We start from the raw sequence: 25445 nt of genomic DNA on the forward strand, positions 1-25445 counted from the left end.
GACGAGATTTTAAAAATCTCTTGTTTTTTAGACTTGCTTGGCGTTTCGTTTTGTTTAGTTTTCAAAGAACAATCTGTCGTGTTAGCGACTCTTACATTATATCGAGATAACTTGTTATTGTCAAGCATTTCTTTTAATGTATTTAACTAACAATCTTTCATTTAATTCGTGTTGCAAAAGCAACTTTCTTATCATAACACCAACATTTTCGAAAGTCAACATTTTTTTAATATTGTTTCGTTCCTGTCTGGTGCTTACTTATAGTAGCACGCTTTTAAAGCATACGTCAACCATTAAATTAAAATAAAAATACTCAGACAATCAATTTCATTGTGCTGGATTAATAACAAGACGATTTTTGTCATGCATTTTCAGCGATTATCAATACTATTGTCGAATACCATCAGTTCTCAATTATATTCAAAAAGGATTCCTTCATGTACGCTTTTCCTTCTATATAATAACTTCTAAACCTTGACCGCTATGCTTCAACCTAATTTTTCCCTCAGTAAAGTGAGATGTCTAACAGATTACAATCGGGAATACATTAATTATTTGCCATTCAACAGCGAAGTAATTACTTCTTCTATAGAAGCTATTACAAAAATAGTCTCCCGTTATTCTTCTCAGAGAAAGCTTGATCTGGTACGCAATAATGAAACAAGTCACCCATATCGTCGTTTAGTGATACTATTTCTTTATTCCTATGAACTAATTCTCCAATTTGCAGCTGATTTTTTCATCAATAACCGAACACAATATATTCATTTGAAACTGAACGGTCTCCTAACGTGCATTAGAGCTTGCTAAATTTCATTACCAACTCCAAGATACCGCGAGATAATGTAATGAGTTCTCAAAAGATCATCTCATATTAAACATTCTTTTCTTTCATATATAATAATAAAAAGCTCACAACCCTTTCCAATATAGATAGAGTTGCGAGCTTATATTTACATTAAATCAACTATGTGTTCTTCCCCTAATTTTACTTTGCCCCGTTTAACCAACTTGATTTCCTCTCCTGCCTGCAGATTTGTAAAAACAATCGGTGTAATAATGGATGTCGCATTTGACTTAATGAAATTTAAATCAAATTCCATTAATATCTGGCCCTTCGTAATCTTGTCGCCTTCTTTAACCTTTGTTTCAAATCCTTTACCATTCAACTTTACCGTATCTATGCCTACATGAATTAATAGTTCATGACCACTGTCAGATTTTATAGCGAGAGCATGTTTTGTCGGGAAAATACTTATGATCTCTCCATCAACCGGAGAAGCAACGATCCCTTCGCTTGGGATAATAGCAAATCCATCACCCATCATTTTCTCAGCGAACACTTGGTCAGGAACCTCCGAAATCGGAACTAGCTGACCCTCAAGTGGTGCAGCGAATTCTCCCTTTGAGAAATCAGTCTTTAACGCATCTGGATTTACCTCTTCTATTTGTTGTTGTATCTCAGCTTCAACATTATCCGATGCTGCTTTGGTAGGACGCGGCTTATTCCCTGCCATTATATCCTTCATCTGAGATTTAATCGTTTCGGAACGCGGTCCAAAGATTGCCTGAATATTGTTTCCCACCTCTAGCACACCAGCAGCTCCGAGTGCTTTCAGTTTATCTTTATCGACTTTCGCAATATCGTTAACCTCAACGCGCAAGCGAGTAATACAAGCATCTAAATGTGCTATATTTTCTTTTTTCCCCATTGCCTCAAGAATATCATACGGAAGCTCATCGACTGAACCACCCTTACCCTGAACACTTTCATCATCTTCATCTTCCCTTCCTGGCGTTCGAAGATTCCAAGTACGGATTGCAAATCTGAAACCGAAATAATAAATGACTGCGATTACCAAGCCGACTGGAATAACAAGCCACCAGGCTGTTCGATTTGGTACAATCCCAAATAATATAAAATCTATAACTCCACCGGAAAAGGTCATCCCTATTTTGACGTTTAACAGTTGCATAGTCATAAAGGAGAGACCTGCAAAAATAGCATGGATTCCAAAAAGAACAGGCGCAACGAACAAAAACGAAAATTCCATTGGTTCTGTTATACCTGTTAAGAAGGAAGTTAGGGCTGCTGATCCCATGATCCCGGCTACCAATGTTTTTTTCTCAGGCTTCGCTTCGTGATAAATAGCCAAAGCAGCTGCAGGTAATCCAAACATCATAAACGGATATTTCCCTGTCATAAAAGTACCTGCTGTCAATTTAACTCCATCTTTAATCTGCGCAAAAAAGATTGCCTGATCACCACGAACAATTTCTCCAGCTTTATTTGTGTACTGTCCAAATTCATACCAAAATGGTGAATAGAATATGTGATGAAGACCAAATGGAATAAGCGATCGTTCAATCACCCCAAAAATAAATGCCGCTAATGTTAAGTTTGTATCTATCATATTTTGAGATAATGTATTTAATCCGTGTTGAATCGGCGGCCATATCAGTGTCATTAATAAACCTAGAATCAATGCGGAAGCAGCTGTAATAATAGGAACAAATCGCTTACCCGCGAAAAAGCCTAAATAGGAGGGTAACTCAATCCGGAAGAATCGGTTATACATATAGGCGGCCAACAGTCCGACAATAATCCCTCCAAATACTCCGGTTTGCAAAGTGTTAATGCCTAAAACATTAGCATAGGATGGATCATTGGCAGCCATGTCAGCCGTCACATTCAAAACAACCCCCATGGTCACATTCATAATTAGATAACCAATGATAGCAGCCAGGCCGGCGACCCCTTCCCCTCCAGCAAGTCCGACTGCCACACCTACCGCAAATAATAATGAAAGATTGCTAAAGACAATTTGCCCCGAATCCTCCATCACAGTTGCAACCTTTTGAATCCACTCAGCATCTAAAAATGGCATTAGGTCCAACAGATTCGGATTATGAATGGCATTTCCAAGAGCTAAAAGAATACCAGCAGCAGGTAATATAGCAACGGGAAGCATTAGAGCTTTCCCGATCTTCTGCAGGACACCGAATACTTTCTTAAACATAGTACGTCCTCCTTAGACTTATTAACAAAATAAAAGCGACTGATTATTTTCTGCTATCCATAACCAATCTGAATAATTACTTGTTAATATGCCCAAAAGGTACTCAAATACCAAGAAAACATGAATATTATGGAGGCCTTATCCAAATATGGGGTTGCAAACATGTTTCCTATCCGTAAAAAATAGCTGCCGAACTTTGCCGGCAGCCTTTGGAGAACATATTTATGAAAGGAAAATAAAGTAACAAACAAATATAACAAACATTCCATACATGATTGGGTGGATCTCTTTAATACGTCCAGCCACAATCATCGTAATTGGATAGAAGATAAATCCACAAGCAATACCAGCCGCAATGCTGCCGGATAATGGCATCATGATGATTGTAAGAAATGCAGGCACTGCAATTTCTAATTTTGACCAATTGATATCACCGAGCGAGGAGCACATTAACACCCCGACAATAATCAAGGCCGGTGCTGTAACCGGTGAAGTAATAACAGATAAAAGCGGATATAAGAATAGTGATAATAGGAACAACAGTCCAGTTACAACTGCTGCGAATCCAGTTCTAGCCCCTGCTGCCACACCTGCTGTTGATTCAATGTATGATGTCGTTGTAGATGTTCCGAACAATGCACCTGTCATCGTTGCCAAGGAGTCTGCAAATAAAGCCTTGCCTGCTCTTGGCAATTTATTATCTTTGGTTAATCCTGCCTGGTTGGCAACCGCCATTAGTGTACCGGCTGTATCGAAAAAATCGATAAATAAGAATGTCAGTACAACAACTAGAAATTGAATAGTAAATAAATCTGATTGAATTGGATTGAAATACGGTTCAATCGCAACACCAAAAGTAGGAGCCACACTTGGAATCGCACCGAATATACTGTCAGGAATCTCAATAAGGTTTGCTAACATCCCAATGATAGCAGTAATGATCATTCCATAGAAAATGCCGCCTTTAACGCCTTTAACTAAAAAGATAACTGTGATTAATAAGCCCACGATTGCCAATAATGTATTTCCATCCGTGAAATCACCAATTCCAATAAGAGTTGCATCATTATTGACGATAATTCCTGCATTTTTCATACCAACAAAGGTAATAAACAACCCAATACCTGCGCCAACAGCATATTTTAATTCTGCAGGAATCGCATTAATAATGGTCTCTCTTAATCCAGTCAACGTTAATATAGCAAAAATAAAACCGGAAGCTAAAACGCCTGCTAAAGCCGTTTGCCAAGGAATACCAAACGTTAGAATAACTGTATAAGCGAAGAAAGCATTCAGTCCCATACCCGGAGCAAGCGCTATCGGATACTTCGCAATTAGCCCCATGAAAATTGAACCAACTGCAGCAGCAAGTGCCGTAGCAACGAATACCGCACCATGATCCATTCTCAGCGATTCCGGAAGATCTGGTACATCCGCCAAAGATAATTGCAATGGATTAACGACTAAAATATACGCCATTGCCAGAAATGTTGTAATCCCACCAATAATCTCTCGTTTGTAATTGGTGCCAAGTTCGTCAAACTGAAAATACTTTTTCAACCTACTTCCTCTCCTTCTGTTCATACGCTTTCGTATAAGTTCCGGATAACCAAAAAGCCTCGAACAAATCCGTTCGAGGCTGACTCAAATACAAAGAATAACCTATAAATAGGCAGTATCATTCATATCCGTAGTCAAGCTATTAACGGTAGCTCGGTAGAAACTTATGGGCCATATCCCCATGATTATACGAATTTATATATTTATTAAAATATTAGGTCTTTTGTATTTTATCAAGAGATTGGTACTTGGTCAAATAAAAAAGCGAACATTATCTAGAGTTTAAGAAGGATTTGTTCGCATATACTCCTGATGCTTGATTGTATAGAGAGGCCCAAAAATAGTCCGATACCTTAGAGGATTTATACTCACTTCCATTCACAGTCAAATACAAATAACACCTTTTATAAATTATGTTAAAAATAGATATTACGAACTCATAGCTTCACGGTTGGTATATATTACAACCAGGAATCCGAATTACTGATATTGAATTCAGCAAATATTAAAGTATAATCATAATAGTATTTGAAAATTCAGATTAGTTCGTTCGCCAGCCATTGCCTAACAACTCTATGATGTTTGTGCAGAAATACCCGTTTTATACTTTACTTAATATGAATTAAGAAGCGGACGCAATTTGATTACACTTACATATTCAACAAAGATTTTTGATGAACTGAGGAAATAAGTATGGATACCCCAAATTTTATACATGTGAAAATAGATAAAGAACAATTAGAGTACGCAAAGAATTTACAGAATTTATTATGTAAAAGATTAGATACCAAACTGCCTGTAGAATATGAAATCCCTGATATTATCATTGAACAAGCTTTATTTCTGTATATAGATACAATGGAACGATATTATCGTTTAGAGGGTAAAGATTGGGAGGATTTTTACAAAAACTCCAGCGGTGTCACAAATGTACCAAGAAAAATAGAAGATTTCAGAGAACAAAATATCAAACCGTACAAATAATAAGAGGCTAACCAATCGGCTATCCTCTTATTTAGGATTTTTCACCCAAACGTTCATCAATCAAAGCAAGGGCTTATACAAAATAGGAAAGATAAAGTGTCTTCCACCTTTACACAAGACTACTCTACCCTATGTGAGTAATTCTTTCTCAGTTTATAAAATCCACTTCCGCAATATACAAAGATTGGTATATATACGAAAAACAAAATAGACCAAAATACAATTAATCCCCTATTCCATGAACTGTCAATCCCACCTAAAGCAATACTCACCGCCGAACAAACAACAAATAACAGAAAAACAGCCAGAAGAGGTACTAATTTTTTCATAAAAATCCGCTTTAGCATTTCCAGTTTTGATTGATCAAATTAATTGGCGTCCATCTTCCTCAGCAAATCGATCGAGTACTTCAAAATAGTTGTGAGTCGAGCCTGGTCCGCCATGAAGTAAAATGAGCGGTTTTTTGTTTCCCGTATTTTCTCCCACGATGCGGTAATACGTTTTAAATTCTAAATAAGGCATATAACCTTCAGTAATTTTCATAGATATCCTCCTAGTGTTATATATCCAGTAATTGATCCTTCACAAATTGGAATTTGCTTTACTATTACCAAATAAACGGTATCAAGCGATATTTGACTTTTTGCTTATACTCACGATAACCATCGAGTTCTTTTTCAAGAAGTTTTTCTTCATTTTTAATCCTTTTGGCAATTATAAAGGGATATACAAGAAAAATAAAAAACGAATATATTGAACCTAACACAATCGGCATCGACAAAAACAAAAGTAATGTCACACTATACATTGGATGTCTGACAATACCGTATAGCCCCGTATCGATAACTTTCTGATTTTCCTGTACCTCAATAGTACGACTAAGGTATGTATTCTCCCTGAGTACCTCTGCATAAAGAATATATGCTACAAGAAATACCACCGCAGCACAAATTACAACACTCTTTGGTAAGGTGTACCAATCAAAACGGAAACCTAATCCCGCAACTATAAAACCTGTCAAAAACATAAGGCCGCTAAGTTTTACCACAAGACTTTGTTCTTCTTGCTTTTCTTTTGCATTGAGTCGCTTTTTTAACAGTTCTGGGTTTTTGAACATCATCACAATTCCTGCAAGGAACATTGGCACAAATAAAATCCCCATAAATAACCAACCATTTGTAAATAATAAAGTACCCGCAGGTAAGAATATCAATAAACCAACTAAAACAACCCCCAACGAAAATTTAGTTAGTGCTTGAATGAATAATTTTGTTGTCATAATAACTCTCCCACAATTCTAATTTACCTCTTCGGCGGAAATTATTACATACATTGTAACAACTTCTCAAAGTTATTTTAATATAATCACCACAATCTACCAACTCTTATCGCTTTCCTGCCTCCTCTCAAACTCGCTCATAGCAACTGCACATACCAGGTTCCGTTGCTTGCATTCTTAAACGCTAGCATCCTGACATCCCCTCTTCACATGCTGAATTGTGTGATATCCGTGCCTTCAACTCTCTGTTCATTCTCTGCCATATGCGTAAGATACAGATACTCCAAATTCCTCAGCTATTTCTTCTACTGTCATAAAAATTCTGTTTGATATAATAAACGGCCCCTTTCTTTTTTCCAGGCAAAAATGCCTTGTTTGATTTGATTTATACTGGATAGTACGAATCTGCTTCTTTCGAGCAACCTATTTTCATTGTTTTTGAATATTTTTTTAAAAAACACGAAAAAAAGGTCTACCTGAAATGATTCATTCAGATAGACCTTTTCGTCTCATTTATATATCTGCTATCAATTTCTTCAAAAACTCAGTGTTTTCAAAGGTTCTACCGATTTCCGATTTTATTCCCACTCAATCGTAGCAGGTGGCTTGGACGTGATGTCATAGACAACTCGGTTGATATGATTCACTTCGTTGACAATTCGCACAGATATTTTTTCAAGTACATCCCACGGGATTCTTGCCCAGTCAGATGTCATACCATCAATAGATGTTACCGCACGGATTCCAATTGTGTAATCATATGTGCGGGCATCTCCCATCACACCTACACTGCGGATATCAGGAAGGACGGTGAAGTATTGCCAAATATCACGATCTAAACCGGCATTTTTAATTTCTTCACGAAGAATCGCATCTGATTCTCTTACGATTTCTAGTTTGTCTTCCGTTATTTCTCCCAGTACACGGATTCCCAAGCCCGGTCCTGGGAAAGGCTGTCTCCAAACGATCTCATCCGGAATACCCAGCTCTGAACCAAGTGCACGCACTTCATCCTTGAAGAGTGTATTTAAAGGCTCGATAAGTTGGAATTGCATATCTTCCGGTAATCCACCTACATTATGGTGAGATTTAATGGTTTGCGCAGTAGCCGTTCCACTTTCAATGATATCAGTATAAAGCGTACCTTGAGCGAGATAGTCAATTCCTTCAAGCTTGGTCGCTTCATCATCAAATACGTAAATAAATTCATTTCCAATGATTTTACGTTTTTGCTCTGGGTCGCTTACTCCAGCTAATTTCTTCATGAATCGCTCTTTGGCATCAACTTTAATTACATTCATATTGAAGCCTTCACTGAATGTTTTCATGACACCTTCCGCTTCACCTTTTCTAAGTAAACCATGATCCACGAAGATACATGTCAATTGATCACCAATTGCTTTATGAATCAATACCGCTACAACAGAGGAGTCTACTCCGCCGCTCAATGCACATAGTACTTGTTTGTCTCCAACGGTTTTGCGGATTTTATCCATTTCCATTTCAATGAAATTAGCCATGGACCAATCGCCTTTACACTTACATGCTCCAAATACGAAGTTTTTCAATAGGTCGTTTCCATATACTGAATGTCGAACTTCTGGATGGAATTGAACAGCATATAATTGTCGGCTATGATCGCTCATTGCTGCGATTGGGCATGATGGATTCGTCGCATCAACTTGGAAGCCCTCAGGAGCCGTCACAACATGATCACCATGACTCATCCATACTGTTTGTTCAGTAGGAAGCCCATTAAATAATAAGCTTTCATGGTTCAGCTTAATTTCGGCTTTTCCATATTCGCGTTTGCTTGCACGTTCCACTTTTCCGCCAAAATGCTGAGTCATTAGCTGCATACCATAGCAAATTCCCATAACTGGAATGCCCATATCAAAAATACGCTCATCACATGTAAAAGCTGTAGCATCATACACGCTGTTTGGTCCGCCGGAGAAAATAATTCCCTTTGGATTCAGCTTCTGAATTTCTTCCACCGTAATTGTATGGGGATGAAGTTCACTATAAACTCCAAATTCACGAATTCTCCTTGTGATCAATTGATTATATTGACTTCCAAAATCAAGAACGACAATCATTTCTTGAATCGGGAGATCAGTTGTTTCTATCATCACTTTCACCTCGTCTGATATTTTCGGTTAATTGAGCAACTTCATCCAAAGAGATATTATATCTCTCTTCCCCATATGCTTATAAAGAAATACCAGGTATCAACCTATTAGAATCCTTATCCTTTATGTACTAGCTATTCCACAATTTAGGATTATTCATTCGAATAAAGAAAAACTAGAATCCCTATTACAATTCAGAGTTCTAGTTAACATTTATATAATTCCTCCATAGTCAAATCATTTTCCGGTGATTTGGTAGGAACTTTCGAACCTTATTTTCGAAATTATATGAAGGGTAGATTGCTTTTTATTAACCGCCATAATTGTAACTTGAGAGAAAAGAGTGGTCAAGCAATAGTTCTTAAAATCATTTTCTCCCATTGTTCTTGAAAACCTCTCCAATCTATTTCGTTTTTTGCTCCAGAATAAATATGTTTTTCATAAGCATGCGTCAGCCTATTCATATCTGATGATCCAAAGAAACGATCCACGTAAATCGCATACTCCCTCAGGGTCTGCCCAGGCTTTCTTTTTATACCATACCGATTTAATTCACGAAGCAATTGCATATAGGCATTTGAATAATTCGGCTTTTTCATAAGCCTCTTATAATAATACACCCAAATGTACGGCATCCATTTTCCTCTGATTCTATATAAGAAAACAGCAGCTCCACCTAATACCAAAATCACCACTAGAGCATTCTTCCAATGTTCCGCTACTTTATCTTTGATTGTTCCAAACGTAAACTGGGAAGCTGTATCCTTTGTTTCGACCGGCTTTTCTGGTTCCTTGTATTCTGGTTGATTCGTTTCTGGGGTAACCTGCGTTTCCTCCTGATCATTGCTGACCTCATGAGAAGCTGTAAACCGTACTTCAGAGCTAAAGCCCTTCGTTGGTTCAAAAGGAACCCATCCTACACTGGGAAAATAAACTTCCGGCCATGAGTGCGCATTATTATTCGTAATCACGTACCGAGACTCACCCAGCTCCTGGTCATACACTAAATCACCTGCTGTATATCCCTTTACCCAACGCGCCGGGATTCCAAGTGAGCGAACCATTACAACCATGGCACTTGAAAAGTTATCACAATAGCCTATTTGTGTTTCAAATAAAAACTGGTCTACATAATCCTGGCTTTCCTCAGGGTATGGTACATCTTCTTTACTATAAGTAAATTGTTCACCTTTCAAATAATCCTCAATCGCTTTGACTTGGTCGTACATACTGTTGGATCCCGTCTTGTCTGCAAGCTCTATTGCTAAGCTTGAGACACGCTCCGGAACATAATCAGGTATACCTAGCGATTGGCTTATTAGTAAATCCATTTCCGTTTCATACAAATCATTTATTTCATCCTGTTGGAGTATATCCAGATAATAGGTAGGGCTTCTAAATTGCATGCCCACCTTTTTTAATTCGTTTTTATTTGTATCCTCCTCATATATCGGGGTAATCTCAGAGGAATCACCTGAATACAATAAACTAGAAAAAACCGATTCATCCTCAGGATTCAGATTATAAATTTGCTCAATAGCCATGGGGCTTGGATAAGGAATATGACCATGGTCTATCTCAAATTCCAGTTCTGCCGTTGACACTGTATTCGTATTTTCACCCCTGTAATCGTATAGCATAGCTGGTTCTGATTCTAATATCGTTTGACCCATGCCATAATCTGCACCAGTTTCCCATCCTTTGCCCGTATAAACATTTTTATTTTCAATTTTCCAATAGGTACGGACAGATGAGGAAGCCCGAAACACTACCCCATCATCGCCAACAAAATCGCCGCCTAATTTGCTGTCATCCTTGTCATATCCTATCCTTTTTTGAGTAGATCCAAATTTTTCTGAGGTTGATTTAATGAAGGAAACAGGATCAGGCCATATCGCCTGTGGCTTTGGAGCAAAAAAACCAATGACAACCGCAAATGCAATCATGCTAGATAAAGGAATAATCCAACGGATAGCAGTTCGATTCGTATAGTGGATGTTCTCCCCGATTAGCAAACGTACTAATGCGAGCATGCCAAGGATAGCAAATCCAATAACGACTACTCGTACAATCGCTTGATTACTATCATAGGTTGTAAAGGTATCTAGAACTGTTACATAGATAAATGTCATAAACAAAAACAGGAACAATCGCTGTTTCACTTGAACCCAATAATGAATTAAATAGGTGAACATCCATATTAAAATGAAGAAAAGCAACGTTCTAAATTCAGGACTTAACCCTTGCCAATCCGTTGAAAATACAGATAATATCCCCTCTTTTATATCGATAAAGAAAGCGTGTATCCAACTATTTTCGGACAAATAGAATTCAGGACGATAAAAAATCAGATAAAGACTCATAGCTATATAAATGGATAAAACAGGAGTCATGATTTTCCAGGACACTTTAAATGCATACATCACTAATGAAACGGCTGCAAAAATAATAAAATACTTAATTTGGCTTGTGTTTGTCACTTCTCCAACTGGTCTCATCCACTCTATGAGCATGATAAAAGCAAACAGGAATAACAGAAGGCGTATACCGGGATGCAGGTTATTCGTTTTCATTTTCATCTGCCACCCCTTTCTTCAAAAACTCCCCAATCCTCTCGATTTCGAATAATAGACATTTTCGCCCCATGATTTATTCCAAAGGTATAGGCCTCTTGTTCAGCTTTATTAAGTTCATGGGAAGATTCACAGAAAAATAGAATATACAAGGAATGGATTCCTCCAGCAAGGGTGGTATAGGCTTTTACGAATGGTAAATGTAAAACAGAAGTAACAACAATAAGAGATGCATTAGGCGGTATAAATCTTGTCTGAGGTGTATAAAATCTTGGGGAACTTACATCCATTTCTGGAGTAGCTTTTATTTTAGCCATAAAATTCAAGGCTTTATGAACATATCCTTTACCTTCCTTTACTTCTAACAGGTTATCCAGTCCACCTCCACCAGCCCAGAGACCCAATTTCATTCCCTTAGTCAAACCAATTTCAGCGATTGATGCACTAAAGGTCACCATTTCTTCAAAAATAGAGTGATCACTCTCACAATTTATTAAAAGGAAGAAGTCACTGCTGTGTTTTTCTTCAAAGTTTTTAGTTTTGAGCCCGACGCCCCTTGCACTTGATTTCCAGTCAATGACGGTCATACGATCACCCGGAGCATAATCTCGAATACCAGAAACCATCGCTGTTTCATTTCTGATTTTATAGGAATTTGTACGCTTGCCTTGTTCATAATCACCAAGAACCTGTCTTAATGGCAAAGGAACCGTCGCAGGAAGTACAAGGATTTTTTTATCGGAATCTATCATTCTACTCTTATCAATTAACCCGAGTATATCTCCTGTTCTTATTTCAAGCTTGTTAAAGGTATGCTCTCCTCTTGGCATACTCTTAATGTTATAGGACAATTCTATTCTTTTTTTGAATCCCGGAAAAACGATTGAACTGATTTTTTCCCTTCCGAGTAGGATTTCCAGCCTTTCCGGCAATAATTCATGAATGAGCAGGTAAGCAATCGGAACAGGCCTATTCCTTTTAATAATAATTTTCATAACTACTGGGTCACCGGCGGTCAATTCCTGATCACCTAAGACCCGCTCTACTTTAAAATCACTTAATGGATAGACAAAAATCATTAAGGCATACAAGGCGAATGGAAGAAAACTATAAAAAAGGAACCAGCTGACAAACCCTCCCTGGAACATGGCATATGTGAACGTCATAATGAGTAAAAGCAGGAGAATGATAAATTTCCACCACTTTTCCCATTTCTTTAACGTCATTCTTATAAATTTCATATTTAATTCACTTGCCTTTGTACCGGTACAGGCGTCCTTGCTAAAATTTCATCAAGAATAACTTGAGCATTGAATCCATCATAAACCGATTCAGCCTTCACGATCATACGGTGGTTAAATACATACGGAAGTAAAAATTGCACATCATCTGGTATACAGTAGTTGCGATTATGCATAAAAGCCCAGGCCTGCGAAGCCTTCATAAGAGCAACCGTTCCACGTGGGCTTACGCCTAAGTAAACTCGATTATCGTTCCTCGTTTTTACAGCCAGTTCTACAATATACCGCGCAATCATATCATCCACATATACTGATTGGATTTCTTCCTGCAGCTTCACCATTTCATCAACCGTAATCACAGGATTTAAATCTTCAACAGAAGCAAGCATTTTTGCATTTGTCAAAATCGCCAATTCATCAGCCATCTCCGGATAACCCATTTTCATTTTAAGTAAAAATCGGTCCAATTGCGCTTCTGGTAAAGAATAGGTGCCTTCATATTCAATTGGGTTTTGGGTAGCCATAACAAAGAATGGATTGGCCAATTTGTGCGTCACACCATCAACGGTTACTCTATGTTCCTCCATTGCTTCCAGCAAGGAAGACTGTGTTTTGGGAGAAGTTCGATTGATTTCATCAGCCAATATGATATTCCCCATAATAGGTCCGGGACGAAAAATAAACTCATGCTCTTTCGGATTATAGATAGAAATACCAGTTACATCGGATGGCAATAAATCCGGTGTAAACTGAATACGCTTATAATCAGCCTGAATCGATTGGGCAATAGACTTAACTAACATCGTCTTCCCCACACCCGGTACATCCTCAAGCAATACATGTCCTTTTGCCAAAAGGGCTGTAATGCTTAACTTAGCTACCTCTCTTTTACCGATAATCACTTTCTCTATATTTTGGATAATCTTATCTATCATAGGATTTAGTTTTTCATTCACACCATATTCCCCCTCTACTTATAACCCTATTGTTATAATACTCTGTATTAACAGTCAATAACTTTATTGTAAATATTTTACGTAAATAGATTTTAAATCTATAGGAGCTAAAATGAGGGACTACTATAATAAAAGAGCGAACTCTATCCAATCCGCCCTTAATCGCTTGATATTCAATTCATTCATTTCCTTTAAGTCCAATTCTTGAACCCTTTAAAGAGATCAGCTAAAAAAATCTTATTGTATCTGCTTGTACTAGAAAATTAATTCCGTAACATCGATTTAGCTTGTACAACTAACTCACGATCACGTTCATAATAATCGTTTAATAGCCCTTGATAGAGTTCCTTGTTATGGTTGTCACTCAAATCAGCTTTAATTGAATCCCAACAGTTTCCGAATGTTGATTTTCCTATCATATGAATCCTTATTTTTTCACTATAACCATTCTATTTGTTTACATATATTACTTCATGCCAGCAACTTAGGAACCAAACCCAAAAGGGAACTTCTTCTTAAACCGACTATTTTCAGCCAGGACTATAGAAGAATCAAAAAAGACGTGTCCAGCTTGGACACGTCACTCTTTATTTACCTTGTATAGCTTGATCAGCAAGAAGGAGCGAGCCAATTACGCCCGCATTGTCACCCAATCCTGGAGAAACGATATAAGAATCGATGGATGCATCCAGTTCAGGTAATACAACATATTGATTAAGTAATTTTTTTAAATGGTCATAGATAATCGGGAATACATGCTTTTGCTTCATAACCCCGCCGCCTAAAATAATCTTCTTTGGAGAAAGGATTAAAATATATTGCATAAGGGCTTGAGCGATATAAAAGCCTTCCATCTCCCAAACATCTTCCCGACCTTCCAGGTTAACTGCTTTTTGACCCCAGCGCGCTTCAATCGCAGGTCCAGCAGCCAATCCTTCAAGGCAGTCTTGGTGGTATGGGCATTTCCCTTCGTAGGTGTCCTTTTCATGACGGCGCACAAGAATATGTCCCATTTCCGGATGTGATAATCCCTGTAGTAGCTTGCCGTGCACAACAGCACCTGCACCAATTCCAGTACCAACCGTAATATACAAGCAGCTGTCCAGTCCTTTGGCAGCACCTAAAGTGGCCTCCGCCAGTGCAGCAGCGTTTACATCCGTATTAAACCCGATCGGAATAGATAACCGCTGCTTTAATTTATCAACAATCGGGTAATCTCTCCAGGCAAGTTTCGGTGTTGCGGTAATGGAGCCATATGTAGGACTATCAATATTTACATCAATTGGACCAAAAGAACCTACACCAATCGCATTTAGCTCATACTTTTCAAAAAATGCGAATACCTGAGGCATTGTTTCCTCAGGTGTTGTGGTAGGAATCGTTATACGTTCCAGAATAGTTCCTGCCGAGTCTCCTACAGCACAAACAAATTTGGTTCCACCCGCTTCTATCCCACCTAATAACATGTGAGCACCTCCCATAATTATCTTACTGCTACTGATATGAATGTAAAACGGTCATAGCGATGCCTGGAAAACGAATACTCGAATGGAATTCCAATATCTAGATGACCAATTTGTTCTACTTCAAGGATTGGATCATGTTCACCACAATGGAGATATTTTTGATCCAACTCATTAGATTTAGAGGCTCTGATCTTCCTGTGAGCTCCACCGATCTTTAAATTCAACTTATTTTCAATGTGATGATAAATAGAATTATTTAATACTTCTTCATTGATATCAGGAATCAAGTTGGAGGGCATATACGTTTCTTCGAGCACATACGGCTCGTCCTCCACTATTCGTAAACGGATAATATGATAAACAGGTGTATTCATGCTGACTGAAAGGTTTTTGGCGATTTCTTCAGAGGGGAATTGGATATTAAACTCAATTACTTTGCTGACTATTTTTCGATCCTTCATTAAATTGGATAACCCAACAGTCTCATCGCTGAGGACATTTACATTGTGATTCTGCATAGAAGATTGGATGATAAATGTACCGTGGCCGCGTTTCCGATAAATCATCCCTCCCTGTGCCAGGATATCTAATGCTCTTTTCATTGTCATTCTGCTGCAATTAAATTCACGGCATAAACTATGCTCATCCGGCATCATTTTATCTACCGGATAATATCCACTTTTAATTCGCTCTCTAATTTCATCTGATATAGTAATATACTTGGACATGCTACACCCTTCTTTTTCTAAACTTGTCTTTTTATAACATTCCCTCTTTCATTATAAAAAGAAGAAGATAGCCAAACAAGACTATCTTCAACTATCTTACTTAAAAACCATTATTTTTAGCTACCTCTTTATACCAATAGCCACTTTTCTTAATAGTTCTTTCACCATCTTTATCCAAGTTTACGGAAACAAAACCATAACGATTTTTATAGGCATTTGACCAGGACCAGTTATCCATGAACGTCCATAAATGATATCCTTTTACATTGGAACCTTCCTGGATTGCAGCATGAACCCATTGAAGATGGCCCTTGATAAAATCAATTCGGTAATCATCCTCAATCATTCCGTCAGCATTACGGAATTTTTCTTCTCCCTCTACACCCATTCCATTTTCAGAAATGAAGCATTCGATATTACCGTAGTTATCTTTCAAATTAATTAAAATATCATATATTCCTTTTTCATAGATTTCCCACCCACGGTGAGGGTTCATTTTACGTCCGGGCATAACATAGTTATCAAAATAATGATCCGGCATAAATGGACCATCGGGATTCGGCATATGTTCTTTTGCCTTCACACGGCGCGGCTGATAGTAATTGACTCCAAGCAAGGATACTGTATTATTCTTAATTAACTCCAAATCCCCTTCTTCAATGACTGGCATGAAATCTTTTTCCTTCAGAATTTCAACCAACTCTGCAGGGAATTCACCTTTAACTGTTGGATCAAGGAATGACCGGTTAAAGAATGCGTCACAAATAACAGAAGCTTTTACATCTGCAGGATGCTGACTTCTCGGATAGGATGGCGTCAGATTTAAAACGATCCCAACTTTTCCATCCAGACCAAGCTCCTTATAAGCTGCAATCGCTTTGGCATTTGAAAGAATGGTATGATATGCGACCTGTACAGCATTTCGGAAATTCACTTCATTAGGATAGTGGAAATCATACAGGTATCCACCTTCTACAGGTACGATGGGCTCGTTATGCGTAAACCATTTCTTAACGCGATCACCAAATGTTTTGAAACAAGTAATTGCATATTGTTCATAAGCATCAACTACTTTCCGATTTGTCCATCCGCCAATTTCCTGCATAGCCATTGGCATATCAAAATGGAATAGCCCGACAAACGGCTCAATATCATTTGAAATCAGTTCATTAATAACATTGTTATAAAATTCTACTGCTTTTTCATTTACTTGGCCTGTCCCATTCGGAAACATTCGTGACCAGGAAATAGACATCCGGAAGGAGTTGTGCCCAATTTCTTTCATTAATGCGATATCTTCTTTATATTTATAATAAAATTGGGATGTCTTTTCAGGTCCAACTCCATTAAAGAAGCGATTTGGCTCAACCTCATACCAATGATCCCAAATATTTTTTCCTTTTCCATCTACATCAGCCGCACCTTCAGTTTGAGTAGCAGAAGCAGCTGACCCCCACCAGAATCCTTCAGGGAATTGATAGTCTATTTTATCGTTAGTAGTTTTCAAAAAAATCCATCCTCTCGTCTCAAAGTTGATTCGTCTGTGTAGCCTAATGAGTAAGGAGACTAGCAGTAAAAGATATTTCCCTTTACTACTAGTCTTCTATTCAATGATATTTTTTATTTTTGTGCAGATGCTGCCGCTTCAGCTTCTGCCTCTTGTTCTTTTTTCACGTTAACGCGGTCAATGACTTTCAGGAATGGAAGCCATATCGCAAATACAATAGCGAAGTTTACTAGCTGTAAAATAGAACCCGCAATCGAGTTAGTTGCTAAATATCCGCTGAATCCAATTGGTACAGTCCATGGTACCGTCACACCAGTTGGCGGTGGCACAAGACCAGTACTCATTGCAAAATAAGTAACAGCAGTAACTATCATTGGCGCAACAACCCACGGCACTAAAATCAATGGATTCATAACAATCGGAAGACCGAAGATAATTGGTTCATTGACATTGAATATACCAGGTAAACCACCTAATTTAGCTACCTGTTTCATTTGTTTGGATTTAACAAAGACGAGAATGGCCAGCACTACTGCCAAGGTCATACCTGTTCCGCCCATCCCTACTGTAAACGTATCCATAAATGGCTTCGAAATAATATGTGGTAATTCTTTACCCGCATTAAATGCAGCTACATTCTCTAAAGCTAATGTATTCCAGATAGGATCCATGACGGAGTTCATGATAATTTGACCGTGGAGCCCAAAGAACCAAAGAATTTGAATAAAGAATACAACAATCAGGGTTGGAATAATGCCACTGCCTAAACCAGTAAGTGGTTCTTGAATAATCTTATAAATAACATCATGAAGATTTGTATTAAATGCTAAAGTTACGATTCCTTGTATCGCTAGGAAGAAAGTTAATGTAATAAGTGCTGGAATCAATGCCGCAAAAGATTTGGCTACTGCCGGTGGTACACCTGCTGGCATTTTAATCGTAATATCTTTTTGAACAGCTTTTCGGTAAATTTCACCTGCTACAAAGGCAGAAATCATACCAAGGAACATTCCTTTTGCTCCAAGACGATCTAGTGAGAGAACGCCTGTAATCGTTTCTCCCCCTTGTGTTTCAACCACAAACGGAGTCAGGAATAAGAAGGATGCAAGAGCGACTACTCCTCCAAATACAGCCTCAACATCATAGCTTTTTGATAGATAATATCCGATACCGAATACAACAAACACAGACATAATATTCATGGTTGCACTGCTTGCCACACCAAAGGTATCGCGAAGTGTTGTAATCGTGCCGTCACTTAAAAATGAATCCAAGAATGGTAAGTTTAATAGAACGACAACGATGGAACCGAACACAGTCAGTGGAAACGCTAACATAAAAGCGTCACGTAGGACACCTAAGTAGCGGTTGTTATTCAGTTTACCTGCGATTGGCATAAGAAATTGACTAATTTTATCAAACACGGGTCTTCCCCCTCAATTTAGGAATAGTAGTTATAACCTAAAACTATTTAGCCTTTTGCCTTAAAAATTTCCAGTATTTCTTTTACTAACTCTTTCATTGTTAAAGTAGACATCAAATGATCTTCCGCATGCATTAAGAGCATAGAGAAATTTGTTTTTTCTCCAGATGCTTCCTTTTGGACCATTTGGAAATGAATATCATGGGAGATACTAAGATCCGCTTCAGCCTGCTTTAATAAGTCATCCGCTTCTTCAACATTACCTTCCCGGTACACCTTTAACGACTGAATAATCTTACTTCTTGCATTACCGCTGTGTAGGATAAGCTGGAAGCTGATCTGTTCTTCTGTGAGTTGTTCAATTTGCAGTTTTTCCATTATTTATCACCTATCAAGGAAAGTGCTTGTTCATATGCTTTTTTACCATCTGCCATTCCATAAGCCATCATATCGATTACATCCACTCTAATGCCATGTTTGTCTGCTTCTTTTTGCAGGTCACCTTTAAGGAAACTCATTTGAGGGCCAATTAATACGACATCTGCATCTGCCATTTCAGCTTTTGCCTTATCCTGTCCTACTGCCCAAATTTTTGCATTCTCACCAATTGATTTGGCATGCTGCTCCATTTTAGTAACCAGTAAACTAGTTGACATACCTGAACTGCAAGCTAATAGTATTTTTCTCATATTTAAAACTCCCTTTATAGTAATATGGTAAAACCGCTTACATTTACTATTATAGACAGTTAGATTCAAATGTCTAGTCATTTGATAAAAAATGCATAAATTTTATGAAATTTCAATACTACAAAATTCACAGAATGTTCATTCTAAATGGTATAAGATGAGCCCTTAATGGGTAAGAGTTCCTGAATTTTAGTACATATTGTTGAACACATTCTAATAAAATAATGAACATCACCTTGAAGATTCCTTTACAATCATCCATGAAAAAAGAATAGAAAAAGGGCATACCTAATTTAGGCATGCCCTCATCTTATACACTGTTCATTATTTTTCTATTTCAATTCAATTGTTTCATTTATATTCTCGGTATCTGATTCATTTTTTGTTAGTTTCTTATATAAATTAACAATGTTTTTAGTGAGATTTCCGGTTTCCCAATATTCAGCTGCTTCTGCTTCTACCTTGATTAAAATAATATTTGGGTCATCCACACTTGTTTCCAATAGCTTTTCATAGGCAGCATTCCAGAGTTCTTTTTTCTTGTTAATGTCATTTACAATTTCAGCTTTACCTCGAATAGAAACATAGGATCTACCGGCATATGCTACATTGACTTCCGGACGTTCCAGCACCTCTTTATATTTATCTGTTTCTTTCTTTGTGAAAAACCATAGATCTCCGTCAAATTCGACTTCCTGAGTTTTCATTGGACGAGAAATCAATCCTTCACTAGTCTGTGTGGTAAGCATTGCAGTATCCACATCTTTAATTAACTCTCTTAATTTCTCCAACTCTTGCTTGTTCTCGTTTTGAACGTTTGACATGAAATCACCTCTTTGGATTTTATAGGTATTTTACCCCTCCACTAACCTTTTAATCGTGATACTGGTATTTAACCTTTAATTTACCACTTATTCATGACCTTGGTTTTCAAATAGATGATACAGGGCAATACATCTTATCCTATAGAGGATGTGAATTAAAAATATGAATCTGTGAAGCTATGCTCATCAGATCCGAGTTTATCTATGTTAAATTAATTATTTTAAAGCGATAGTTTCTTCATCATACTCTAAAAGAACCGAATTTATAATATGAATGGAATCCCATTCTCCTTGTGAAAATTTTGTAATGGGATAGTTTCTTGGGAACATAATTTCTTTAATTTGGTAAGGTGTTTTTCCCTCTTTATACTGTGTAATCACTTTTTCCTGAATCTCCAGCAAATAATCCAATTTTCTTTGTAATGCGATACGTCCTCTCTTTAAAAAACCTGCGTGACAGCAATATACCTCTTCAAAATCATAGGTTAAGACCTGCTTTAATGAACGAATGATAGCCGGTACACTTTCCTCCCGTAACACAACCTTTGTCCGAGGCTGACAATATAAATCCCCTGTAAACAACTGTCCGGTCTGCCGATTTAAAAAAGAAAGGTGATCCTTTGAATGGCCTGGAGTTTCAATCACATCCCATATAGCATGACGAGAGTTAAATGTTTTACCGATTTCCGAACCCTCAAAAGGTTTTCGTTTACCCCAAAAAAGTTTACGATACAATGGATAATCTGCTTTTTTACGGCAATAATCAATCATCATCTTATTCATAAGAATGGGTACTTTATACTTCTGCTGTAAAAAGGCTGCACAACCTGTATGGTCTTCATGATAATGTGTTACAACAACCTGATCTATCTCTAAACCATTAAAAAATGGCAAAAATTTCTTTTCAATTGATTGAGCACCCGTATCAATTAATACTCCATCCACACAAAAAACATACACATTCATATGTACATTAAGTAAAGAAATGGTTCCATTCCCCGTCTGCACTCCATTTACCATATCTGTTGTAAAGCTCTTTTTAGCTATCATCCCACTCCTCCTTACAGTGATTGTTTGTTAAATATTACCACATTATGAATCATTATTCATAATGTGGATTACATGTGAGGAAAATGTTTATTAATTTTATTAGCTCAACATATGCTTTTTGCTCCGTCTTCTGGCATAGGTGCAGGATAGCCAATGGATAGCTGCACCCCATCAGCTTTTCAACACCTTTACTACACCTCCACTACACCTTTGACCGGGTATAGGTGCAAGATAGACATTCAATAGCGCGGGAGGATAGCTGTTTTCCTACTCCTCTAATTCCCCTTTCACACATCTATAGCTTGATTAATTTATAAATTCTCATTGATAATGAGAATTATTATCAATATAATGTACTTAACTACTAGTTCCAACTTTTGTAATAAAGGAGGTTTAAACATGTCGGAAATTTATGATGTAACGGTTGTTGGCGGAGGACCAGCGGGGTTGTACAGTGCGTTTTACAGCGGTTTACGAACCATGAAAACAAAAATTATTGAATCTCAGACAATGCTGGGAGGAAAAGTGAATATCTATCCTGAAAAGATGATTTGGGATGTCGGGGGCTTGCGTCCAATGCGCGGGGAGGAGTTCGTTAAGGACTTGATTTCGCAAGGATTAACCTTTGAACCTACCGTATGTTTGAATACTAAAGTTGAGTATATTACTAAAGAAAATGGATTATTTACTCTTATAACAGATAATGGTGAGAAGCATATATCAAAAAGCGTTATTATGGCCAATGGCGGTGGAATTATCTCTCCCCAAAAGCTGGATATAGAAGGTGCAACAAAATACGAGCTTACTAATTTACACTACACCGTTCAGCGAATAGAACGTTTTAAGGATAAGCATGTCTTAATTTCCGGTGGAGGAAATGCTGCTATTGATTGGGCTGCAGAATTACTGCATGTCGCAAAGAGTGTCACGGTTATTTACCGTAAAGATGAACTGACTGCACACGAGGCACAAATCAAAAATTTGCAGAAGAACCATGTAGAAATTATCCTCAATGCTACCATTACTTCTTTAGTTGCAAATAAGGAAAACCATATGATTGATCAAGTGGTAGTAAAGATTAATGGTGATAATAGAGTGATTGCTGTTGATGAAGTTTTAATTAATCATGGCTATAATCGCGAAGCTTCTCTAGAATTTGAAGAAGGCTTACAGCCGGAGATGAAGGATGATTACTATTATATCGGTACACCCAAAGGAGTTCTTTCCACAGAAGGAATCTTTGCAGCCGGGGATATTATATCTTACCAAGGAAAAGTAAACTTATTGGTCGGTGCCTTCCAGGATGCTCTCAATGCCGTCAACAGCGCCAAAGTTTTTATTGAACCTTCAGCATACGATACTGCAATGGTCTCATCGCATAATGAAGTATTCAAAGAACGGAACGAATTATTATTAAAAGAAGAGCTTGGAATTTAATACAGAATCTTTGCTGAAATTTAACATCTAACTATACATAAAGCTGGTAAATACGTACTTTTATCGGCTTTATTTAGATTTTTTTTCAATATCCCCACTATGTAAAAATTAGGATGACAATAGCCACCCCTTTTGAAACTATCTCATTGTATCAATTTTACATATCTTCACTAAAGGCACAACAATACATCTATTTTTAGACATCATACTGATCGTTTCTGAATCAACTTCCGTTATCAAAACAAGTGATGAGAGGAAAAGTTATACACCCTACCAGTTCTTCTGAACATCCAGTTAGAGAGGAAAATGACATTTCGAATAACCAAATAAAAAGAATCAAGAATGCTGTTAATTAGCGTTCTTGATTCTTTTTTGCTGCAGGGAACAGTAGCTTTATTTTCTGAAGTAATATTTACACACAATTAATGAAAGCTATCATTTCCACCCCGATAACAAAACAGTAGAATCCCTTGATAATAAGCAGATTTCCAACAGATTTTCGCTTACTTTTTCAATAATAAATACATAAAATAAGGGGCACCAATAAGGGCAACCATAATACCAGCTGGGAGTCCGTTGGGCTCAATTAGATTTCGGCCTATTGTATCAGCGAATAATAACAACCATCCGCCAATTAAAATGGCAAGCGGAATAAATAATTGGTTTCGTGGTCCTACTAGAGTTTTGGCTAGATGCGGTGCCATTAAACCGATGAAGGAAATCCCTCCTGTAACGGAAACAGCGGAAGCGGCCAGGGCAACAGCCGTAATCAGTAAAATGATTCTTTCCTTCTCAATCGACACACCTACACCAATGGCTGCAGATTCACTAATCCCGAGAAGGTTTAAACGATTGGCTTTGAATAAAGTAAAAGGAATTAGGATGACTAACCATGGGAGCAACGCCCAAATAAAAGGCCAATCTGTTCCCCATATATTCCCTGCTAACCATTGAGCAATAAAATCTACTTTTTCTCTTTCTGCCGATGAAATAAGGACAATCATGACACCGGAGAGGGCCATCGAGAAACCAATACCTACTAACACGAGCCTTACCGGCTCCAGCCCTGAGCTTTTCGTATACGAAAATAAATAGATTAAACAAACGGTGAGGATCGCGCCAAAAAATGCGACCAACGGCAGCATATAGACAAATGAACCTGGTTCAATCGGGAAAAATAGAAAGAAGATAGCTACAGCCACGCCTGCTCCAGAATTAATTCCAATAATGCCAGGATCGGCTAAATCATTCCGTGTAATACCTTGTAAAATAGCACCCGATAACGCAAGCGCCATTCCAGCCAACACTGTAATCAGTATTCTTGGTAAACGAATCGAAAATAAAACAAACTCTTCTTTAAACGAGCCCTCTCCAAGTAGTGTTGGAATAAGCCGATCATAGGATAAAGCAGCCGCTCCTATCCCCATGCTGACAACCGCAGTAACAATAATGAGAGTCAATAAAACGGCAAGATATAATCGTTGTTTTTTTAATAAAGAAGGATGAATCATGAGAATGCTTTCCCTCCTTTACGAACAATCATCAAGAAAAATGGCAACCCGATTGTAGCCACAATAGCTGCTACCGGGGTTTCAAAAGGTGCATTTATGGTGCGTCCAAGCGTATCCGCAAAAAGCATAAAAACAGCTCCTGCAATGGCAGACATTGGGATAATAAATCGGTAATCCGTTCCGACGATAGCCCGTACAATATGCGGGATCATTAAGCCAATAAAGGTCATATTCCCGACAAGGGCAACAGATGCACCAGCCAGAAGGATAATGACAATATAAAGGATGAACTTTACTTGCGCTGTGTTTTGCCCCAAGCCAACAGCAACTTCTTCATTTAAACTAAGAATCGTCAGCTGTCTTGCTAAAATGAGCGCCACTAGAATACCAACTACAATAAAAGGAACAATGATCTGAAGCTGGTCCCAACTCGTTCCAACTAACCCTCCTGAAGTCCATGCTGAAACATTTTTAGACACCTTAAAGTAAATACTTACCCCATCCGCAACCGCATAAAGGAAAGCAGATACAGCAGCACCTGCTAATACGATTCGAAGCGGAGAAAATCCTCCTTTTTTCATAAACCCCATACTAAATACCATGATTGTACCAACAGCTGCTCCAATAAAACAGCCAATCATTAACCCAAAATAATTAATAGACGGGAATACAACCAACGTAATTGCCAGCGCTGCATTTGCACCTGCCGTCAATCCAAGCAAACCTGGATCAGCAAGAGGATTTCTCGTCAATCCTTGCATAATAGCACCGGCAACAGCTAATGCTGCTCCTACAAATATGGCTGCCACTTCTCTTGGAAAACGAATCTCTCGCAGAACCAGAGTTGCATCCGTTTTTACATCAGAGGTAAGAGCGAGCCATACATCTTTGACCGTTGTATCTGCAGCACCAAAAACCATGGCCGCCACAAACATCCCAGCAAGAACAAGCAAACCGGCAATCATTTTATAGACAAAGGGGACAGAACGTTTCATTTCTTTTGTCATCAGTCACTCATCTTCTCTTTCGTCAGAATAGGGGAAAAGGGATTCCAATTAGAATCCC

The 25445-nt window shown here is 37.9% G+C and carries 21 protein-coding genes and 2 riboswitches; of the genes, 2 read left to right on the plus strand and 19 right to left on the minus strand.

The window, feature by feature from the left end; all coding sequences use genetic code 11:
• Positions 1-953 precede the first annotated feature (953 nt).
• On the minus strand, positions 954-3020 hold the full coding sequence (gene ptsG / locus AC4D4A_RS15940) for a glucose-specific PTS transporter subunit IIBC (protein WP_490996795.1): 2067 nt from the start codon (positions 3018-3020) through the stop codon (positions 954-956).
• A 222-nt stretch (positions 3021-3242) separates the two neighbouring features.
• Positions 3243-4580, minus strand: a complete 1338-nt coding sequence (locus AC4D4A_RS15945; RefSeq protein WP_490996796.1) for an NCS2 family permease — start codon at positions 4578-4580, stop codon at positions 3243-3245.
• Between the two features lie 111 nt (positions 4581-4691).
• A riboswitch (purine riboswitch) is annotated at positions 4692-4793 on the minus strand.
• A 480-nt stretch (positions 4794-5273) separates the two neighbouring features.
• On the opposite strand from AC4D4A_RS15945, the gene AC4D4A_RS15950 reads away from it, so the two are divergent.
• Positions 5274-5564 carry a hypothetical protein gene (locus AC4D4A_RS15950; protein ID WP_490996797.1) on the plus strand — a complete coding sequence of 97 codons (291 nt, stop codon included), beginning with the start codon at positions 5274-5276 and terminating at the stop codon, positions 5562-5564.
• A gap of 363 nt (positions 5565-5927) precedes the next feature.
• Here the strand turns inward: AC4D4A_RS15950 and AC4D4A_RS15955 are convergent, their stop codons facing one another.
• From AC4D4A_RS15955 to AC4D4A_RS16025, 15 genes are all read right to left on the minus strand, one after another.
• Positions 5928-6107, minus strand: coding sequence for a hypothetical protein (locus tag AC4D4A_RS15955; protein WP_490996798.1), 180 nt, complete (start codon positions 6105-6107; stop codon positions 5928-5930).
• Positions 6108-6171: 64 nt separating this feature from the next.
• Positions 6172-6843, minus strand: coding sequence for a methyltransferase family protein (locus AC4D4A_RS15960; protein ID WP_490996799.1), 672 nt, complete (start codon positions 6841-6843; stop codon positions 6172-6174).
• Positions 6844-7421: 578 nt separating this feature from the next.
• Positions 7422-8975, minus strand: a complete 1554-nt coding sequence (guaA, locus tag AC4D4A_RS15965; protein ID WP_148631306.1) for a glutamine-hydrolyzing GMP synthase — start codon at positions 8973-8975, stop codon at positions 7422-7424.
• 209 nt (positions 8976-9184) lie between these two features.
• Positions 9185-9287, minus strand: a riboswitch (purine riboswitch).
• 35 nt (positions 9288-9322) lie between these two features.
• Positions 9323-11548 carry a DUF4129 domain-containing transglutaminase family protein gene (locus AC4D4A_RS15970; RefSeq protein ID WP_490996800.1) on the minus strand — a complete coding sequence of 742 codons (2226 nt, stop codon included), beginning with the start codon at positions 11546-11548 and terminating at the stop codon, positions 9323-9325.
• 2 nt (positions 11549-11550) lie between these two features.
• Complete coding sequence (locus AC4D4A_RS15975; protein WP_490996801.1) at positions 11551-12789, minus strand: DUF58 domain-containing protein; 1239 nt, start codon at positions 12787-12789, stop codon at positions 11551-11553.
• Positions 12790-12791: 2 nt separating this feature from the next.
• A complete protein-coding gene (locus AC4D4A_RS15980) occupies positions 12792-13724 on the minus strand; it encodes an AAA family ATPase (protein ID WP_490996857.1) in 933 nt (310 codons plus the stop codon).
• A 284-nt stretch (positions 13725-14008) separates the two neighbouring features.
• Positions 14009-14164, minus strand: coding sequence for a hypothetical protein (locus AC4D4A_RS15985; protein ID WP_490996802.1), 156 nt, complete (start codon positions 14162-14164; stop codon positions 14009-14011).
• Positions 14165-14332: 168 nt separating this feature from the next.
• Positions 14333-15211 (minus strand): ROK family protein, encoded by an 879-nt coding sequence (locus tag AC4D4A_RS15990; protein WP_490996803.1) that lies wholly within the window; start codon positions 15209-15211, stop codon positions 14333-14335.
• Positions 15212-15228: 17 nt separating this feature from the next.
• Positions 15229-15939: a GntR family transcriptional regulator gene (locus tag AC4D4A_RS15995; RefSeq protein ID WP_490996804.1), complete on the minus strand. Its 711-nt coding sequence runs from the start codon at positions 15937-15939 to the stop codon at positions 15229-15231.
• 100 nt (positions 15940-16039) lie between these two features.
• The gene (locus AC4D4A_RS16000) at positions 16040-17425 is read right to left on the minus strand and encodes a glycoside hydrolase family 1 protein (protein WP_490996858.1); all 1386 of its coding nucleotides are present in this window, start codon (positions 17423-17425) and stop codon (positions 16040-16042) included.
• A gap of 134 nt (positions 17426-17559) precedes the next feature.
• The gene (gene celB / locus AC4D4A_RS16005; RefSeq protein WP_490996805.1) at positions 17560-18870 is read right to left on the minus strand and encodes a PTS cellobiose transporter subunit IIC; all 1311 of its coding nucleotides are present in this window, start codon (positions 18868-18870) and stop codon (positions 17560-17562) included.
• 47 nt (positions 18871-18917) lie between these two features.
• Positions 18918-19247 carry a PTS sugar transporter subunit IIA gene (locus AC4D4A_RS16010; RefSeq protein WP_490996806.1) on the minus strand — a complete coding sequence of 110 codons (330 nt, stop codon included), beginning with the start codon at positions 19245-19247 and terminating at the stop codon, positions 18918-18920.
• Entirely contained in the window at positions 19247-19558 is a 312-nt protein-coding gene (locus tag AC4D4A_RS16015; protein WP_490996807.1) for a PTS sugar transporter subunit IIB, read from the minus strand. Before AC4D4A_RS16015 ends, AC4D4A_RS16010 begins: the two co-directional genes overlap by 1 nt.
• Positions 19559-19890: 332 nt before the next feature.
• Positions 19891-20382, minus strand: a complete 492-nt coding sequence (locus AC4D4A_RS16020) for a pyridoxamine 5'-phosphate oxidase family protein (RefSeq protein WP_140462274.1) — start codon at positions 20380-20382, stop codon at positions 19891-19893.
• Positions 20383-20598: 216 nt separating this feature from the next.
• Positions 20599-21432, minus strand: a complete 834-nt coding sequence (locus AC4D4A_RS16025; protein WP_490996808.1) for an MBL fold metallo-hydrolase — start codon at positions 21430-21432, stop codon at positions 20599-20601.
• 399 nt (positions 21433-21831) lie between these two features.
• Here AC4D4A_RS16025 and AC4D4A_RS16030 point away from each other — a divergent pair, with 399 nt between their 5' ends.
• Complete coding sequence (locus AC4D4A_RS16030) at positions 21832-22869, plus strand: NAD(P)/FAD-dependent oxidoreductase (RefSeq protein WP_490996809.1); 1038 nt, start codon at positions 21832-21834, stop codon at positions 22867-22869.
• 503 nt (positions 22870-23372) lie between these two features.
• On the opposite strand, the gene AC4D4A_RS16035 is transcribed toward AC4D4A_RS16030, so the two are convergent.
• On the minus strand, positions 23373-24380 hold the full coding sequence (locus AC4D4A_RS16035) for a FecCD family ABC transporter permease (RefSeq protein ID WP_490996810.1): 1008 nt from the start codon (positions 24378-24380) through the stop codon (positions 23373-23375).
• Positions 24377-25387: a FecCD family ABC transporter permease gene (locus tag AC4D4A_RS16040; RefSeq protein WP_490996811.1), complete on the minus strand. Its 1011-nt coding sequence runs from the start codon at positions 25385-25387 to the stop codon at positions 24377-24379. The genes AC4D4A_RS16035 and AC4D4A_RS16040 overlap by 4 nt, the downstream gene beginning before the upstream one ends.
• Positions 25388-25445 lie beyond the last annotated feature (58 nt).

Source organism: Pradoshia sp. Z5_111, from assembly GCF_058267535.1.

What these genes read in the sequence shown, in the direction of transcription:
- AC4D4A_RS16020 (WP_140462274.1), bottom strand. Translation starts at nt 20,382, where the DNA reads ATGTCAAACGTTCAAAACGAGAACAAGCAAGAGTTGGAGAAATTAAGA.
- AC4D4A_RS16040 (WP_490996811.1), bottom strand. Translation starts at nt 25,387, where the DNA reads ATGACAAAAGAAATGAAACGTTCTGTCCCCTTTGTCTATAAAATGATT.
- AC4D4A_RS16035 (WP_490996810.1), bottom strand. Translation starts at nt 24,380, where the DNA reads ATGATTCATCCTTCTTTATTAAAAAAACAACGATTATATCTTGCCGTT.
- guaA (WP_148631306.1), bottom strand. Translation starts at nt 8,975, where the DNA reads ATGATAGAAACAACTGATCTCCCGATTCAAGAAATGATTGTCGTTCTT.
- AC4D4A_RS16015 (WP_490996807.1), bottom strand. Translation starts at nt 19,558, where the DNA reads ATGAGAAAAATACTATTAGCTTGCAGTTCAGGTATGTCAACTAGTTTA.
- AC4D4A_RS16010 (WP_490996806.1), bottom strand. Translation starts at nt 19,247, where the DNA reads ATGGAAAAACTGCAAATTGAACAACTCACAGAAGAACAGATCAGCTTC.
- AC4D4A_RS15950 (WP_490996797.1), top strand. Translation starts at nt 5,274, where the DNA reads ATGGATACCCCAAATTTTATACATGTGAAAATAGATAAAGAACAATTA.
- AC4D4A_RS15990 (WP_490996803.1), bottom strand. Translation starts at nt 15,211, where the DNA reads ATGTTATTAGGTGGGATAGAAGCGGGTGGAACCAAATTTGTTTGTGCT.
- AC4D4A_RS15975 (WP_490996801.1), bottom strand. Translation starts at nt 12,789, where the DNA reads ATGAAATTTATAAGAATGACGTTAAAGAAATGGGAAAAGTGGTGGAAA.
- AC4D4A_RS15980 (WP_490996857.1), bottom strand. Translation starts at nt 13,724, where the DNA reads ATGATAGATAAGATTATCCAAAATATAGAGAAAGTGATTATCGGTAAA.
- ptsG (WP_490996795.1), bottom strand. Translation starts at nt 3,020, where the DNA reads ATGTTTAAGAAAGTATTCGGTGTCCTGCAGAAGATCGGGAAAGCTCTA.
- AC4D4A_RS16025 (WP_490996808.1), bottom strand. Translation starts at nt 21,432, where the DNA reads ATGATAGCTAAAAAGAGCTTTACAACAGATATGGTAAATGGAGTGCAG.
- AC4D4A_RS15995 (WP_490996804.1), bottom strand. Translation starts at nt 15,939, where the DNA reads ATGTCCAAGTATATTACTATATCAGATGAAATTAGAGAGCGAATTAAA.
- AC4D4A_RS15985 (WP_490996802.1), bottom strand. Translation starts at nt 14,164, where the DNA reads ATGATAGGAAAATCAACATTCGGAAACTGTTGGGATTCAATTAAAGCT.
- AC4D4A_RS16030 (WP_490996809.1), top strand. Translation starts at nt 21,832, where the DNA reads ATGTCGGAAATTTATGATGTAACGGTTGTTGGCGGAGGACCAGCGGGG.
- AC4D4A_RS15970 (WP_490996800.1), bottom strand. Translation starts at nt 11,548, where the DNA reads ATGAAAACGAATAACCTGCATCCCGGTATACGCCTTCTGTTATTCCTG.
- AC4D4A_RS15955 (WP_490996798.1), bottom strand. Translation starts at nt 6,107, where the DNA reads ATGAAAATTACTGAAGGTTATATGCCTTATTTAGAATTTAAAACGTAT.
- AC4D4A_RS15960 (WP_490996799.1), bottom strand. Translation starts at nt 6,843, where the DNA reads ATGACAACAAAATTATTCATTCAAGCACTAACTAAATTTTCGTTGGGG.